The sequence below is a fragment of the Gordonia phthalatica genome, from assembly GCF_001305675.1.
In the GTDB taxonomy this organism is placed as follows: domain Bacteria; phylum Actinomycetota; class Actinomycetes; order Mycobacteriales; family Mycobacteriaceae; genus Gordonia; species Gordonia phthalatica.
Window position 1 is genome coordinate 1,243,810 of sequence record NZ_CP011853.1, and the last position, 16,027, is coordinate 1,259,836.

The 16,027-nt window shown below is 69.9% G+C and carries 15 protein-coding genes; 10 read left to right on the forward strand and 5 right to left on the reverse strand.

The features are described from left to right. Positions 1-4: 4 nt before the first annotated feature. The gene (locus ACH46_RS05805; RefSeq protein ID WP_062395029.1) at positions 5-568 is read right to left on the reverse strand and encodes an HhH-GPD-type base excision DNA repair protein; all 564 of its coding nucleotides are present in this window, start codon (positions 566-568) and stop codon (positions 5-7) included. 54 nt (positions 569-622) lie between these two features. Here ACH46_RS05805 and ACH46_RS05810 point away from each other — a divergent pair, with 54 nt between their 5' ends. Next, positions 623-1,138 carry a hypothetical protein gene (locus ACH46_RS05810; protein WP_062392083.1) on the forward strand — a complete coding sequence of 172 codons (516 nt, stop codon included), beginning with the start codon at positions 623-625 and terminating at the stop codon, positions 1,136-1,138. Next, positions 1,135-2,556 (forward strand): sugar porter family MFS transporter, encoded by a 1,422-nt coding sequence (locus ACH46_RS05815; protein WP_062395030.1) that lies wholly within the window; start codon positions 1,135-1,137, stop codon positions 2,554-2,556. The genes ACH46_RS05810 and ACH46_RS05815 overlap by 4 nt, the downstream gene beginning before the upstream one ends. 85 nt (positions 2,557-2,641) lie before the next feature. Here the strand turns inward: ACH46_RS05815 and ACH46_RS05820 are convergent, their stop codons facing one another. From ACH46_RS05820 to ACH46_RS05830, 3 genes are all read right to left on the reverse strand, one after another. Next, positions 2,642-3,799, reverse strand: coding sequence for an alpha/beta hydrolase family protein (locus ACH46_RS05820; RefSeq protein WP_062392084.1), 1,158 nt, complete (start codon positions 3,797-3,799; stop codon positions 2,642-2,644). Positions 3,800-3,875: 76 nt separating this feature from the next. Then, on the reverse strand, positions 3,876-4,895 hold the full coding sequence (locus ACH46_RS21245; protein ID WP_062392085.1) for a hypothetical protein: 1,020 nt from the start codon (positions 4,893-4,895) through the stop codon (positions 3,876-3,878). Positions 4,896-5,191: 296 nt separating this feature from the next. Beyond that, a complete protein-coding gene (locus tag ACH46_RS05830; protein WP_062392086.1) occupies positions 5,192-6,052 on the reverse strand; it encodes an Rv1157c family protein in 861 nt (286 codons plus the stop codon). Between the two features lie 235 nt (positions 6,053-6,287). On the opposite strand from ACH46_RS05830, the gene ACH46_RS05835 reads away from it, so the two are divergent. The 4 genes from ACH46_RS05835 to ACH46_RS05850 are packed head-to-tail and all read left to right on the forward strand — an operon-like array spanning position 6,288 to position 10,458. Next, positions 6,288-7,340, forward strand: a complete 1,053-nt coding sequence (locus ACH46_RS05835; protein WP_062392087.1) for a thiamine ABC transporter substrate-binding protein — start codon at positions 6,288-6,290, stop codon at positions 7,338-7,340. Further along, positions 7,304-9,013, forward strand: coding sequence for an ABC transporter permease (locus ACH46_RS05840; RefSeq protein WP_062392088.1), 1,710 nt, complete (start codon positions 7,304-7,306; stop codon positions 9,011-9,013). Before ACH46_RS05835 ends, ACH46_RS05840 begins: the two co-directional genes overlap by 37 nt. Further along, positions 9,014-10,039, forward strand: a complete 1,026-nt coding sequence (locus ACH46_RS05845; RefSeq protein ID WP_062392089.1) for an ABC transporter ATP-binding protein — start codon at positions 9,014-9,016, stop codon at positions 10,037-10,039. Then, entirely contained in the window at positions 10,036-10,458 is a 423-nt protein-coding gene (locus tag ACH46_RS05850; protein WP_062392090.1) for a (deoxy)nucleoside triphosphate pyrophosphohydrolase, read from the forward strand. Before ACH46_RS05845 ends, ACH46_RS05850 begins: the two co-directional genes overlap by 4 nt. Here ACH46_RS05850 and ACH46_RS21460 read toward each other — a convergent pair. Then, a complete protein-coding gene (locus ACH46_RS21460) occupies positions 10,436-10,612 on the reverse strand; it encodes a hypothetical protein (protein ID WP_193392945.1) in 177 nt (58 codons plus the stop codon). The two genes, ACH46_RS05850 and ACH46_RS21460, sit on opposite strands and share 23 nt — an antisense overlap. 179 nt (positions 10,613-10,791) lie before the next feature. Here ACH46_RS21460 and typA point away from each other — a divergent pair, with 179 nt between their 5' ends. The 4 genes from typA to ACH46_RS05870 all read left to right on the forward strand — a co-directional run bounded on the left by typA (position 10,792) and on the right by ACH46_RS05870 (position 16,001). Then, complete coding sequence (gene typA / locus ACH46_RS05855) at positions 10,792-12,699, forward strand: translational GTPase TypA (RefSeq protein ID WP_062392091.1); 1,908 nt, start codon at positions 10,792-10,794, stop codon at positions 12,697-12,699. 142 nt (positions 12,700-12,841) lie between these two features. Next, a complete protein-coding gene (locus ACH46_RS05860) occupies positions 12,842-14,731 on the forward strand; it encodes an ABC transporter family substrate-binding protein (protein ID WP_120298808.1) in 1,890 nt (629 codons plus the stop codon). A gap of 26 nt (positions 14,732-14,757) precedes the next feature. Continuing rightward, positions 14,758-15,630, forward strand: coding sequence for an N-acetyl-1-D-myo-inositol-2-amino-2-deoxy-alpha-D-glucopyranoside deacetylase (gene mshB / locus ACH46_RS05865; protein ID WP_062392093.1), 873 nt, complete (start codon positions 14,758-14,760; stop codon positions 15,628-15,630). After that, on the forward strand, positions 15,627-16,001 hold the full coding sequence (locus tag ACH46_RS05870; protein WP_062392094.1) for a hypothetical protein: 375 nt from the start codon (positions 15,627-15,629) through the stop codon (positions 15,999-16,001). The genes mshB and ACH46_RS05870 overlap by 4 nt, the downstream gene beginning before the upstream one ends. Positions 16,002-16,027: the final 26 nt, after the last annotated feature.

The window sequence follows — 16,027 nt, forward strand, 5'->3', positions numbered from 1 at the left end:
GCAGTTACTTCTTAGCAGCCGCCTTCGCGGCCTTCTTGAAGTCGCGAACACGCTGAAGCGAGTCAGAATCGGTGACATCAGCCACGGAGCGATAGCCTTTGCGACCGTAATCTCCCGTCACCTTGGTCCATCCGCGCGGTTTCACGCCCAATTGCTTCGCCAGCAGGGCGACGAAGATCTTGGCCTTCTGCTCCCCGAAACCGGGGAGCGCACGGACTCGGGCGAACAATTCCTCACCGGTGCGGGCCGTCGTCCAGATGCTCGCGGTGTCGCCGTCGTACTCGTCGACGACCATTCGGGCGAGTTCCTGGATGCGTCCGGCCATCGACCGCCCATAGCGGTGGACGGCCGGCGGAGTGGCGCAGAGGTCCGCGAAGGCCTCCGGGTCGGCGTCCGCGATGGCGACCGGGTCGAGGGTGCCGAAGCGGTCGAGAATCTTGGCCGGGCCGGCGAACGCTCGCTCCATCGGGAACTGTTGATCGAGCAACATTCCAGCGGTGAGGGCGAAGGCGTCGGTGGAGAGGAGTTCGTCGGCGACAGGGTCCTGGGCGATCTGGAGTTTTCCCATGACCGCCATGGTAGTGCTGGCAGACTCTGACCCATGAGTAGTCCGTGGAAGCGAATGAGAACCGGGCAACACAGGGCGCATCGGGGGCGACGGCGCGCCGCGGCGGCGGTGATCGCAGCATCGGCGACGCTCGCCGGGGGACTGGCGACCGCCGCACCCGCGGCCGCCGCGCCGTACGGCGCGAAGTACGTCAAGACCATCCGGTGCGACAGCCCGAGTCCCTGGCCTGCCGGACCGCTGCGGATCTTCGTCGACGTCTTCACCGACGTGCCCTTCCCCTCCGACGGCCTGCCCGGCCCGGCGATCGCGCTCTCGGCCAACAACCCGGGCGGCAGCGGACCGATCCTGGAGTTGACCACGCTGACCACCGTCCGCTGGACCAACCGCACCACCGGGCGATCGGGTGTCGTCCGCGTGCCGACGCGGGCGCACAGCGCGAACTGGGATGCCGTGATCCACCCCGGTCACGGGGCCGTCAGCTTCACGATCCACCAGAAGATCGGGGCGCTCGCCTTTGTACCGATGGTGAATCCGCAGTACACCACGTGCCGCGGGTCGGCGACGGCATGAGCGACCAGCACGCCGGTCATGCCGACGTCCCGATCGTCCGTGTTCTCGGCGTCTCCACCGCGGCAGCGGTCGGCGGCTTCCTGTTCGGGTTCGACAGCTCTGTCGTCAACGGCGCGGTCGACGCCATTCAGGGCGAGTTCGCGCTGTCGGACCTGGTGACCGGGTTCGCGGTCGCGATCGCTCTGCTCGGCTGTGCGCTCGGCGCGTGGTTCGCCGGCCGCCTCGCGGACCGCTGGGGGCGCAAACGCGTCATGCTCCTGGGTTCGGTCCTGTTCGTGGCGTCGTCGATCGGCGCCGGCCTCACCCAGACCGTCTGGGATCTGATGCTCTGGCGCATCATCGGCGGTCTCGGCATCGGCATCGCCTCGGTGATCGCACCTGCGTACATCGCCGAGATCGCGCCCGCCAAGTTCCGCGGTGCCCTCGGCTCCATGCAGCAGTTGGCGATCACCCTCGGCATCTTCGCGGCCCTCCTGTCCGACGCGGTCCTCGCCGACAGCGCGGGATCGGCCGCCAACACGTTGTGGGCGGGCATGGAGGCGTGGCGGTGGATGTTCATCGTCGGCGTCGTCCCCGCGGTGGTCTACGGCGTGCTCTCGTTGACGATCCCCGAGTCGCCCCGCTATCTGGTGGCGCGCGGCCGCGACGCCGAGGCGGCGCGCATTCTGGCGAACGTCTCGGGGGAGGCCGACCCCGACGATCGGGTCGCGCAGATCCGCGGCACCGTCAAACGGGAGGCCGCGGCGTCGCTCCGCGACATCACCGGTCCCAGCTTCGGCCTGCACCCCTTGATCTGGGTCGGCATCTGGCTGGCGGTGTTCCAGCAGTTCGTCGGCATCAACGCGATCTTCTACTACTCGACGACCCTGTGGCAGTCGGTCGGCTTCTCGGAGTCCGCATCGTTCGTGACTTCGGTGATCACCGCCGTCATCAACGTGCTGATGACCTTCGTGGCGATCGGCTTCGTCGACCGCGTCGGCCGTCGCGCGCTGCTGCTGGTCGGCTCGGTCGGCATGTTCATCGGCCTCCTGATGGCCGCCATCGCGTTCACCCAGGTGTACGAGACGCTCGACGCCGACGGCGAGACCGTCTCCCGGTTGCCGTCGTCGTGGGGCGTGCTCGCGTTGATCGGCGCCAACCTGTTCGTCATCGCGTTCGCCGCCAGCTGGGGACCGGTGATGTGGGTGATGCTCGGCGAGATGTTCCCGAACCGGTTCCGCGCTGTCGCCCTGGGCCTGTGCACCGCGGTCAACTGGATCTCGAACTTCATCATCTCGCTGCTGTTCCCCGCAGCGATGGGTGCGGTGGGGCCGGCCGTCGTGTACGGCTTCTTCGCCCTGTGCGCGGCCATCTCGTTCGTCTATGTCCGCGGTCGCGTCCCCGAGACCAAGGGCATGGAGCTCGAGGAGATGGGGTAGCGGTCCACCGCTGCCCGACACCGTGGAACGTCGGCTCTTTTCGCGGGAATCAGTCCGACGAAAAGAGCAGACGGTCGCGGACTTTCTAGAACAGCCCCTTCACGAAGGCGTCGACGGCGGCCTGTTCCTGGCGTTCACCGTCCTTCTCGTCTCCGGTGAGGTAGGTGCTCATCTTGACCTTGTTGCTCGCGAACTGCGCTTCGGTGATGTAGCGCAGCGAGTTCGGGACGACGACGGTGTTGTCGACCAGGCGCTGGCTCATCAGGATCGGTCGGTTGAATCCGAGGGTCGGGATCGCGAGCGACTTGCGCAGCGAGGCGGCGAGCTTCGCATTGGAGGCGAGCGGCTTGCTCACCAGGTCGGAGAGCTGGGTGCCGCCGATCTCCTTGATCAGGGCCTCGGTGCACAGGGATTGCGCCTGCTCGACGAGGGCGGCGCCGCGCTTGGACAGGATCGGCTCCAGCTCGGCGGCGTCCTGGGAGGCCAGGGTGTAGAGGACGTCGGCGACGACGGCGGTCGGGACCGCGGTCGACGACGGACTCAGGCCTGCGACGAGGTCGCCGTACCCGGCCGGGATGCTGGTGGCGGTGCCGCCGCGGAAGTCGAGCTTGCCGGTCTGCCACCGAGTGGCGTTGCGTGCGAGGGACACGGCGGCAGCCGCTCCCTGCGCCTGGCCGACCACCGACCACTTCGGCGAGAGGTCGGACCGCCCGATGTCGGCCGCGGCGCGGACCGCGTCGACCAGGTTGTGGGCGGTGGCCTCGACGTCGGAGTACTGCGGTGAGCCCGGAGCGCCGACGGCGGCGTAGTCGGGGGCGATGACCGCGTAGCCGTGGTTCAGCAGCCGGTTGACGGCGGCGCGGTCGTCGGCGTCGGCCCTCGCGGTGGGCGCGCACGACGCACTCCACCCGCTGGATCCGTGCGCCCACACGACCACCGGCCACCCCGCGGCGGGCGTGGTGCCCTTCGGTTCCAGCAGCACCGCGGTGGTCAGGTGCAGACGTTCATCGGATCCCTGGGACCAGTAGCTGAACTGCTGACCGCTGGCGGCCCCCGACATGAGGCGTGCGGTGTCGACGACGCGGTTCGCGTACACCGACCCGGCGGTCTGACCGCCCGGGGCAGCGGGCGCACTCTCCGGTTCGGCCAGGGCGTGCGCACCGGCGAGGGAGCCGACCGTCACCGCTGCCGCGGCAGAGGTGGCGAGGAGGGTGCGGGCGAGCCGCTTCCTGGCGGAGATCATGTTCGGTCCTTCGTGACGGCCGGGAGGTCGGACGCCGGCCGTCGAACGGGTCGACGGCCGGCGGAGTCGGGGAGGGTCAGTTCTTCACGGTGCCGAGCGCCGGCAGGAAGAAGCAGGTGCGGCCTGCCTTGGTGGTGGTGCCGAAGACTGCGGTCAGGATGGTGCCCTGCCCGGTCTTGACGCGGGCAAGCCGGACCCCGTGGAAGTTCTCGGTGTCGGCGAGCAACTGCTTCAGCGGGCCGTTCGCCGCGGCCTCGGACAGCGGCTTCAAGTCGGCCAGTCCGCCCTTCATGGTGGCGGTGTTGAACCAGGCGACGCGGAAGTTGTCGGCGCCGGGCTCGCCGGGCGGCACCAGCGCGAAGGCGGTCTCGTCGTCGCCGATCGCCTGCATGAGGTCCTTGTCGGCGGGCAGCAGATCGGTGAGGGTCTTCAGGGCTCCGGGCTTGTCGGCGGCGACGGTCGGCCACGGGCCGGGGACGGCCAGGGCCGGCGCGGTGGCCAGACCGAGCGGATTGTCTGACGTCGGATCGGTGCACAGCGGTGAGACCGCGGGGCTCAGCAGGGTGGCGCCGGTGGCCTTCTGCAACACGGCCAGGACATCCGATGCGGAGGTGTTCACCGGGGCCGCGACCGGCGACGGTGCGGTCGGCGCCGCGGGAGCGGGGGCGGTCGGATCCGTCGGGTCCGTCGGCGTCGTCGAGCCGAGAAGGCCCAGCTTGTCCAGGCCCAGCTTGTCGAGCCCGATGCTGTCGAGCAGGCTCGAGCTGCCGAGATACTTCGACGGGTCGAGCTGGCCGTCTGACGAGAGGATTGCAGTGAGTGCCTCGGCAGCCTTGTCGGCGCCGCCGTTGCTCTTCAGCACGCGCAGGAGGTCGGCGAGCTCGGCGTCGCCGGGGATCTCGGGGAGGGTGGTGCTCGCGGACGGTGCGCCGGGCGTCGTCGTGCCCGGTGCAGTGACGCTCGGGGTGGCGGTGTCGGGAGCTGCCGGAGCCTGCGGTTCGGCGGAGGCGGCGGCGGGCATCGTCAGGGCGGCGGTGGCGGCCACGGCCAGTCCGGCGACGCCGACGCGGAGTGAACGGTTCGTACGGATGACCACAGGTTTCCTCCCGGTGAACACGCACCAGCCGATCGACTGTGGTCGATGGGGCTGATGTGACAAAAGTTTCTAAAGTTAATGATGGGAACGGGCGCAGGGGTTTGACAAGGAGTGAGTCCGAGTCGTTACCCGGCCGCGATCATCGGGAGATCGGGAGATGCTTGGTGACCTGCGCGCATCGTCCTACGCGAGAGGAACGTCACTGCGGCAGGCAGAGGGCCTGAAAAGCACTTACTCCGTAGATCTGGACCACACGGCGGTCCGAATCTACGGAGTAAGGGGTGAAGGGTGACGCGTCAGATGATCGCGGTGCCGATCGTCGGGGCGATGGTGCAGGAGACCCGCTTGCCCTTGGTCTTGGTGGTCACGGTGCCGTAGATGGTCGAGACGATGCGACCGCGACCGGTGTTCACGATGGCGGTGAAGGTGCCGGGGCCCTTCTGCGCGTTGATCTTCGGGTTCGGGTTCAACGCCTGCTGGCCGGTACGGCCGGTGTCGATGTTGAGCCACGAGATCGTGAGCTTCTGCGCCGACCTCAGTGCGGGACCGGTGCCGAGGCTGGTGTAGACGATGCCCGCCTGGCCGCGCTTGGGGCCGGGCGCCGGCGCGGCCTGCGGACCGGCGGTGGTCAGGGCCATGCCGACCGAGTTGCCGCCGCCGGGCATGCAGCCGAGACCGATGGTCGGGTAGAGGAACTGCTGGATCCGCGGCTTGTTCGGGCCGGTCGGGATGTTCGGGGCGTCGTCCTTCTTCGCCGCGGGCTTGGCCTCGAGCTCGAAGGTCTTCGCGGCCTCCTTGGCACCGGGCTCGCCGAGGAAGTCGATCAACGACTTCCAGACTTCCTGCGCCTCGGCGGGGACGGCCGGGTTGTCGGCGAGGGTGCGCACCTGGGCGAGGAGTGCGGTGTTGACGCCGCCGTCGGCGTCACGGGTGGCGACCGAGCCGATCAGGGCGGGGGTCAGCGCTCCGAGCGACTCGAGGACCTTGGGCTCCACCTCGGGCGCGTTCTCGACGTCGGGGAGCGGGAGGTTCTGCTCGGCGGCCGGAACGTCGTCGGCCGGTGCGGCGGCCGCGGTGGAGGGGACGAGCAGGGCGGGGGTGATCATTGCGGCCGCGGCGATGGCGGCGGCAGTGCGGCGAGAGCGCGCGAGTCGCACAGCAGTAGTCCTCTTCGATCGTTCGGGTGATGATCCAGGGCGAGTGTAGCCACTATTCCGTGAGTTTACTGAGACTGGTGTGACAATTGTTACTGAAGTGAAAGGCGTTTACAGGGTGAAGGGGCCGGTCGAAGTGCGGACGTCCCTGCTCAACTGGTTAGGTGATCGGTGACCAGTGAAGTGACCCGTCGAACGACGAATTCGGGTCATCGCGATCGAAAGGATCGGGACGACGATGTCATTCTCGGGAGCATTCTCCGGCCTCCGGCGACGCGGCCGCACCGTGATCACGGCGGCCCTCGCGGTGAGCCTGGTCGCGACCTCCGCGGCCTGCGCCTCCGGCACCGACAGTGCGAAGGAGGTGGTGCTCCTCTCGCACAGCTCGTTCCAGCTCCCGCAGAAGCTGATCGACCGCTTCCAGGATCAGACGGGCATGAAGCTCAAGGTGGTCGACTCCGGTGACGCCGGTCAACTGTCGGCCGTCGTCTCGCTGACCCCGGGTTCGCCGAAGGGCGACGCGGTCTTCGGTATCGACAACACCTTCGCCGCCCGCCCGATCGAGGCCGGCGCCCTGACCCCCTACACCCCGGCGGCCGCGAAGGACGGTGCCGCCGACTACGCGGTGAAGGGCTCGGAGGGGCAGCTGACGGCGGTCGACCGCGGCGACGTCTGCATCAACATCGACGACGCGTGGTTCGACAAGAACGACATCCCGGCACCCACCAAGTTCGATCAACTGACCGATCCGAAATACCGCGACCTGACCGTCCTGCTGGACCCGTCGACGTCGTCGCCCGGCATGGGCTTCCTGCTGGCCACGATCGGCAAGTTCGGTCCCCGCGCCGAGGACTACTGGCGCGGCATGATCGACAACGGCGCGCAGATCGTCTCCGGCTGGACCGTCGCCTACGACCAGATCTTCAGCGCGGGGGCCGGTCACGGAGATCGGCCGATCGTCGTCTCGTACGCGTCGAGCCCCGCTGCGACGCCCGGCACCAGTGCGCTGTTGGACTCCTGCTTCGCTCAGGTGGAGTACATCGGAGTCCTGCGCGGCGCGGCCAACACCGAGGGCGCGAAGAAGCTCGTCGACTTCATGCTGACCCCCGACGTGCAGGCGGCGCTACCGACCTCCATGTACGTGTACCCGGTCCAGAATGGGGTGGCGCTGCCGGAGAGCTGGCGCACCAGCGCGCCCGTCCCGGCGTGGACCGTGACGATGGATCCGGCCTACATCAAGGCCCACCGTGAGGAGTGGCTGAACCAGTGGCGGGCCGTCGTCAAGAAGTGACGTCGGCCCAGAGCTCCGAGCCCGGCGCACGCGATCGACGTCGGACACCTGTCGCGCTGCGGCTCGCGACGCTGATCCCGGCCCTGTTCGTCGCGGTGCTGTTCGTCTGGCCGATCGTCGCGTTGGTCCGCCGCGCGGGTGAGGTCGGCGGCGGATCGGGGGTCGGGGACCGCCTGGCCGACGTCGACGGCTGGCACCTGCTCGGGGTCACCCTCCTGCAGGCCGCCGCGTCGTCGGCGCTGTCGCTGCTGGTCGCGGCACCGATCGTCTGGCTGCTCGCGACCGTCCGACTGCGGGGTGCGGCCGTGCTCCGCGTCATCGTCACGGTGCCCTTCGTGCTGCCGACGGTCGTCGTCGGCGTCGCGTTCCGCGCCCTGCTGACCGGTCCGCTGGACTTCCTCGGCGTCGACGGCGGCTGGGTCGCGATCCTGATGGCGCATGTCTTCCTCAACGTGGCCGTGGTGGTGCGCGTGGTGACCGCGGCCTGGCTGCAGGTGGATCCGCGGACCGTCGAGGCGGCCCGGTCGCTCGGAGCCACACCGCTGCGAGCGTTCTGGGACGTGGTGGTCCCGCGCATCGCGCCTGCGATCGCCGCGGCCGCGGCACTGATCCTGCTCTTCTGCTCCACCAGCTTCGGCGTCATCGTGATCCTCGGCAACGGCACGGCCCGCACGCTCGAGACCGAGATCTACCAGCAGGCCATCGCCGAATTCCGCATCCCCGAGGCGGTGGCCCTGTCCATGCTGCAGATCGCGGTGGTCGCGGGCGCGCTGGTGGTGGCCCGCCTGGTCGGGAGCCGCGGCACCGTCAGCGGAGTGTCCGCAGCGGGGCGTGAGGGTCGACGGCCGGTCCGCGGATGGCTGTGGGCCCCGGTGGCGGCGACCCTGGCGTGGCTCGGCCTCTGGCTGCTCCTGCCCGTCGCATCGCTGGCCGTCCGCTCGGTCCGGCCCGACGGGCGAGAATGGACGCTGGCCGGCTACCGGGCGCTGGCCGACACCACCTACGGGGACTCGGCGCTCGGTGCGCTCCGATACTCCGTGACGAGCGCCCTGGCCGCGATGGTGCTGGCGGTCGTCATCGGCTTCCTCGTCGCCGTCTCGGTGACCCGCGGCGGCGGCTGGGCCGCCCAGGTGACCGCGCTGCTCGCGGTGCTCCCGCTCGGCGTCAGCGCCGTCACCCTCGGCTTCGGCTATCTCCTGGTGGTCTCCACGCTGCCGCCGGAACTGTCGCAGTCCCCGCTGGTGATCCCGTCGGTGCAGGCGCTGCTCGCGGTGCCGGTGGTCGCCGGAATCATGATCCCCGCCCTCGCGCAGGTACCCCGCGGCCTGCGCGACGCCGCCCGCGTCCTCGGGGCCCGCCCGCTCTGGGTGCTGATCTCGGTGGACGTGCGACTGACCGTCCGATCCCTGTGCGCGGCCGCCGGATTCGCGTTCGTGATGGCGATCGGCGAGTTCGGCGCCACCACCTTTCTCGCCCGCCCCGACACCACCACGCTGCCGGTGATGATCGGCTCGCTGATGGCCAAACCCGGCCTGGACAACCTCGCCACCGCCATGGCGGCGTCGGTGGTCCTGGTGACGGTCAGCGCCGCGGTCATCGCCGCGATCGAGATCCTCGGTGTCGGCGGCACCGACTCGACCCGATCCGCCTCGTCGACGAAGGAGACCGTCTAGATGCTGACCCTGCACGGCGTGACCGTCCGCTACGGACGGTTCGACGCCCTCACCGCCGTCGACTGGTCCGTCGGCACGGGGGAGGCCACGGTCACCGCGCTGCTGGGGCCGTCCGGGTGCGGCAAGTCGACGCTGCTGCGTGCGGTCGCCGGGCTGGAGCCGGTGGCCGAGGGATCGATCGCGTGGGACGGGCAGCCGCTCGACGGCGTCGCCCCGCACCGCCGTGACTTCGGTGTCGTCTTCCAGGACGGACAACTGTTCCCCGGGCGCACCGTCCGGCAGAACATCGCCTACGGCCTCGCCCGTCGCGGCATCCGCGGGACCCAGGCGCGCGACCGCGTCGACGAGATGCTCCGCCTGGTGCGGCTCGACGGATACGGCGACCGCGCCCCCGCAGCCCTCTCCGGTGGCCAGGCGCAGCGCGTGGCCCTCGCGCGGGCGTTGGCCCCGCGGCCGCGACTCCTCCTGCTCGACGAACCGTTGGCCGCCGTCGACTCGCAACTGCGCGAGGAACTGGCCGAGGGGATCGGGGAGATCGTCCGCGAGGCCGGGACGCCCACGGTCCTGGTCACCCACGACCATCGCGAGGCCGCCCTCATGGCCGACACCGTGTCGGTGATGCGCGCGGGACGGATCGTGCAGACCGATGCCGCGTCGCGACTGTGGCACCGGCCCGTCGACGCGGAGACCGCTGAGTTCCTCGGCGCTCGTGCCGTCATCGGGGGCACCCTGCACCGCGGGGTGCTGACCACTGCGATGGGGGAGGTCGCGCTGACCGACGAGACGACCTTCGGGACCCTGCCCGACGGGCCCTGCCGCGTCGCGCTGCGGCCGGAGGCGCTCGTGGCCGACGTGGACCCGGACGGGGACGGCGTCGTCGAGCATGCGGCGGCCCTGGTCTCGTCGTGGCGGGTCCGGCTCCGCGTGGGCGACGCGGTGTACGACGGCGTGAGCTCGCAGCCGGTGACCCCGGGCACGCGGGTGCGACCGAGGTTGGACGCCGGTGCGCTGGCGGTGATCGGATGACCGACCCGGTCCTGGTGGTCGCGGGCGCCGTGCTCGCCGGCCATCGAATGCTGGTGGCGCAGCGCGACTATCCGGAAGAGGTCGCGGGTCTGTGGGAGCTGCCGGGAGGCAAGGTGGAAACGGGCGAGTCGCCCGCGGAGGCGCTCGTCCGGGAATTGTGTGAGGAACTCGACGTTGTGGTCTCCGTCGGCGCCGCGCTGCACGATGCGGTTCGTCCGAAACCCGGTCTCACGCTGATTGCGATGCGCGCCGAGATCGTGTCGGGGACTCCGCGAGCACTGGAGCATCGAGCGGTGCGCTGGGTCGATTCCGCGGAGCTGGCCGCGCTCGTCGAGGCGGGTCGGATGGTGCCGAACGACCTCGGCTGGGCACAGGAAATGGTCGCTGAACTGCGAACTAAGCGGCGCGAGCCTTCTTGAGGGCCTTGTTCGCAGCCTTCTTCGACAGGTGGTCGCAGTCGACCTTCTTCATCCGATGGATGACGACCGGGCAGCGCAGGCACCGGGTCGACTTCTGGCAGCACTTCTTCTTCGGCTTCAGCGAAGCGACCTTTGCCGGGTTCGTCTTTCCCATGCGCTAACTTTAGCGCAGCCTAACCAAGGTCACGCAAGAGTCCGTCGCGTTCAGTGGGATATTTGCCGTACGCTTAACCGGTTGATCGCCGACCGGCTGTGTCTCGCGCCCGGTCGCGATTTCGTGGCCGGATTCCATCGGCCGCGCCGAAACATCGAACCGATTCGAAAGAGACCTTAGTGAGCGCTGGTACCAACTTCCGCAACGTCGCGATCGTGGCACACGTCGACCACGGCAAGACCACCCTGGTCGACGCGATGCTGCGTCAGTCCGGCGTGTTCGGTGAGCGCGCCGAACTCGTCGACCGCGTCATGGACTCCGGCGACCTCGAGCGCGAGAAGGGCATCACCATTCTCGCGAAGAACACCGCGGTTCATCGTCGCCAGCCCGACGGCACCGACTACATCATCAACGTCATCGACACCCCCGGCCACGCCGACTTCGGCGGCGAGGTGGAGCGCGCGCTGTCGATGGTCGACGGTGTGGTCCTGCTGGTCGACGCCTCCGAGGGCCCGCTGCCGCAGACCCGCTTCGTGCTCCGCAAGGCGCTCGCCGCGTCGCTCCCGGTGATCCTGGTCGTCAACAAGACCGACCGTCCCGACGCACGCATCGGCGAGATCGTCACCGAGTCCCAGGACCTGCTGCTGGATCTGGCGTCCGACCTCGACGACGAGGCCGCCGAAGCCGCCGAGCTGGCCCTGGAACTCCCGGTCCTGTTCGCCTCGGGTCGCGCGGGTGTCGCCAGCACCGAGCAGCCGGCGAACGGCGAGGTCCCGAACGCGGAGAACCTCGACGCCCTCTTCGACGTCCTCATCAACAGCGTCCCCGCCCCGAAGGGCGACGCCGAGGCACCGCTGCAGGCGCACGTCACCAACCTCGACGCGTCGCCCTTCCTCGGCCGCCTCGGCCTGGTCCGCATCCACAACGGCACCCTCCGCAAGGGCCAGCAGGTCGCGTGGATGCGCGAAGTGAACGGCGAACCGGTGGTCGAGCGCGCCAAGATCACCGAGCTCCTCGTGACCCTCGGCGTGGACCGCGCTCCCGCCGAGGAGGCCGTCGCGGGCGACATCGTCGCCGTGGCCGGCATGTCGGAGATCATGATCGGCGACACCCTCGCCGACCCGGACAACCCCGTCGCCCTGCCGCGCATCTCGGTCGACGAGCCCGCCATCTCGGCGGTCATCGGCACCAACACCTCGCCGCTCGCCGGCCGCATCAAGGGTCACAAGCTGACCGCCCGCATGGTCAAGGATCGCCTCGACTCGGAGCTCATCGGCAACGTGTCGCTCCGCGTGCAGGACATCGGCCGCCCCGACGCCTGGGAGGTCCAGGGCCGCGGTGAGCTGGCGCTGGCCATCCTCGTCGAGCAGATGCGCCGCGAGGGCTTCGAGCTGACCGTCGGCAAGCCCCAGGTGGTCACCCGCCAGGTGGACGGCAAGACCCACGAGCCGTTCGAGCACCTCACCATCGACGTCCCCGAGGAGTACCTCGGCGCCGTCACCCAGCTGCTCGCCGCACGCAAGGGCCGCATGGAGCAGATGAACAACCACGGCTCCGGCTGGGTTCGGATGGAGTTCGAGGTGCCCTCGCGCGGCCTCATCGGCTTCCGCACCGACTTCATGACCGAGACCCGCGGCACCGGCATCGCCAACGCAGTCTTCCACGAGTACGCACCGTGGGCGGGCGAGATCCGCGCCCGCCACACCGGCTCGCTGGTCTCCGACCGCTCGGGCACGGTGACTCCGTTCGCCATGATCCAGCTGGCCGACCGCGGCACCTTCTTCTGCCACCCGGGCGACGACAGCTACGAGGGCCACGTGGTGGGCATCAACCCGCGCGCCGAGGACCTCGACATCAACGTCACCCGCGAGAAGAAGCTGACCAACATGCGTCAGTCGTCGGCCGACGTGATGGAGACCCTCGCGAAGCCGATGGACCTGGACCTCGAGGCGGCCATGGAGTTCTGCGCCGCCGACGAGTGCGTCGAGGTGACCCCCGAGGTCTGCCGCGTGCGCAAGGTCAATCTCGATGCGAGCACCCGCGCCCGCGAGCGCTCGCGCGCCAAGAGCCGCGACGCCAACGCGTGACGACATCCGAGTGTCCCTCTTGCACATGCGGGAGGGGCACTCGGCGTCTTTGGCTACCATGAGCCGGACGCAACGGTCGCCCCGACAGCGCGGGCGGGCGGAGCCGACGAGGACACGACCGACGAGGGCAAGGGGAATGCGGATGAGGACCGTGCGGGCGCGTATCTCCGCGATCGCGGTGGCCGGGCTGATCGGTCTGTCTGCGACGGCCTGCATGGCGGATCCGCCGCCACCGGTGCGCGAGACCCTCCCGACGCACACCCCGAACGAGTACCCGGACGAGCGCACGGTCACCATCGCCACCGACACCATCGGCGCGGGCTTCAACCCCCACCTCGGCGCCGATCAGGGCACCGTCACCACGGCCATCGCCGCGATGACCCTGCCGAGTCCGTTCGTTCCGGTCAACACCGCGGACGGGGTGGAGTGGCGGATGAACGACGCGCTCCTGACTTCCGCCGAGATCACCTCGTACCAGCCGTTCACCGTCGAATACAAGATCGTCAACGACGCCCAGTGGTCCGACGGACTGCCGGTGACCGGCGACGACTTCCACTACCTGTGGGAGCAGATGTCCCGGCAGCCCAACGTGCTCGGGGCGGCCGGCTACCGTGCGGTGTCCGATGTGCAGACCTCCGGCGGCGGCAAGGTCGTGACGGTCACCTTCGGCGACGCCTACCCGGAGTGGCGACAGCTGTTCAACTACCTGCTGCCCAGCCACACGCTGCGATCGGATCCCACCGGCTTCCAGACCGGGATGGACAAGGGCAAGCCGGTCACGGCCGGCCCGTTCCAGATCTACTCGATCGACCGTTCGCGCGACGAGGTCCGCTTGATCCGCAACGACCGCTACTGGCGCAAGCCGCCCGAGGTGGATCAGGTGGTGCTCCGCCGCGCGGGTACGCCGCAGCAGATGGCGCAGACCATCCGCAACGGTGACTCCACGCTGGCCGCACTCCCGTCCGGCGCCGCCTCGGCCGCCGAACTCGGCGCCATTCCCGGCGTCGTCGACGGCCGACTGCCGACCACGCGGGCGCTCGCCGTCAACGCGAACGCGCGGTCGGAGACCATGCGTGAGCGCAACGTCCGGGCCGCAATCCTCGGCATGCTCGACGGCCGACTCATCACCGCCGCGGCGGCGGGCGACACCGTCGTGACCCCGTTCGCGAACACCGTCTTCGCCCCGTCCGACCCCGAGTACACCCCGATCGATCGGGCACGGCCGTCGAACGCGGAGATCCTGGACCTGCTGGCGTCCGCCGGGTACCGGCCCGGCACCCCGGCTCCCCGCGAGGAGAAACCGACCGACCCATCGGAGTCGCCCACGTCGACGCCCACCGCGCCCGCCCCCGCAGACGTGCCGGGCCTGCCGACGGGCATCGCCCCCATCCAGAACGGAGGCAAGGACCTCACGATCCGGATCGGCGCCACCAACACCGACGAGCGGACCATGTCGGCGGCCGAGACCATGGCTGATCAACTGCGGTCGCGCGGCGTCCGCGCCAGCGTCGTCGGCATGTCGAACACCGAGCTGTACGGGCAGGCGCTGACCTCCGGGCGGGTGGACTTGGTGGTCGGATGGACCGGAGTGGGCGGCAGTCCGGCCGTCCAGTTCGCCTCCCAGGTGGCCTGTCAGGCGCCGCCGAAGGGCACCGAGGCCGGTGCGCACACCGTGGAGCCGGAGAGCGAGTCGACGCCCGACGGGACCGCTCTGCCGACCACGGCACCGCCGACCGGCACCGCGACGACCAAACCCGAGCGGACCGTCGCCGCGGACGACAGCTACACCGGGAACATCTCCGGACTGTGCGATCCGCAGCTGATGGCCCTGGCCGCGGAGGCGATGCGCGTCGACGGCGCCGACAACGCCCTGCAGCAGGCCGAGCCGCTGCTCGCGCAGCAGGCGGTGTACCTGCCGATCTTCCAGGACACGATGTTCGCGGCCGTCACCGATCGGATCGCCGGAGTCTCCCTCGACGGTCCGCTGCAGGTCGGCGTGTTCGGCGGAGCCGACCGCTGGACGCTGAAGTGACCGATCCTGAAGGGAGTCGAACCGGAATGATTGTCGGGCCCGCACGGATGCTGCTGCTGCACGCGCATCCCGACGACGAGTCGATCATGACCGGCGGCGTCATCGCCGCCTACCTGGCGCGCGGCGTCGACGTCCGCGTCCTGACCTTCACCCTCGGTGAGGAGGGCGAGGTGATCGGCGACCGCTGGGCGCAGCTCGTGGCCGACGGCGGAGCAGACCAGCTCGGCGGCTTCCGCATCGGCGAACTCGACGCCGCACTGTCGGCACTGACCCCGCCCGGCGTCGTCGGACCCCGACCGCGCTTCCTCGGCGGGGCGGGCCGCTGGCGCGACTCCGGGATGGCGGGAACGCCGTCCGCAGAGCACCCGCGAGCGCTGTTCCAGGCGACGCCCGAGGAATTGACCGCGGCCCTGGCCGACGAACTGACGAGCTTCGCGCCGCAGGTCGTCGTCACCTACGACGAGGCGGGCACCTACGGACACCCCGATCACAAGCGCGTCCACGACATCTCCCGACTGGCGATCCCGGTGGCGGAGGAACGACTGGGACGCGCGTTCAAGGTGTACGAGTCGGTGACCCAGGCGTCCGCCCTCGCGAGCGGACTGGCCGCCGTCCGCGAGGTGCCCGACGGCTGGCGGATGCCCGAGGCGGGGGAGCTGCCCAGCTACCCCGACGACCGGATCACGGCGAGCGTCGACATCAGCGCGGTCCTGCACCGCAAGGTCCGGGCGCTCGCGGCGCACGCGACCCAGGTGACGGTCGCGCCGTCGCACACCGAGTACGCCCTGAGCAACGACATCGTGCAGCCGATCATGTCGACCGAGCACTTCATCCGCACCGACCCGGGCCGCGTCGACGGCGTGGTCGAGACCGATCTGTTCGCGGGCGTGCCGCTGTGACCCGCGTCGATCGCCTCGAATTCGCCGTCCTCGTCGTCGGCAGCGTGCTGCTCGGCATCCTCACCGCGGCGTTCCTGATGGTCCGGGTCGGCAGCTTCCCGTTCCCGATCACCGCGGTGATCGCGTGCGCCGTCAATCTGCTGATCTACCGGATCGCCGCGGCGTACACGGAGTCGGCGTGGCAGTTCGCGCCGCTCGGCGCGTGGACGCTGGTGACCGTGCTGGCGATGCTGCCGGTCTTCGGCAACGGATCGCTGATCACCGGGTGGCGCCTGTTGCTGCTGCTGATCCTGGGGGCGGGCGTGCCGGCCTACTACGCGTCCAATGCTCGACTGAAGCGGGTCGTCGCGGGGGCCTCCGACCGACCCTGACTCCGGGGCCGATGTGACGTGGTTAC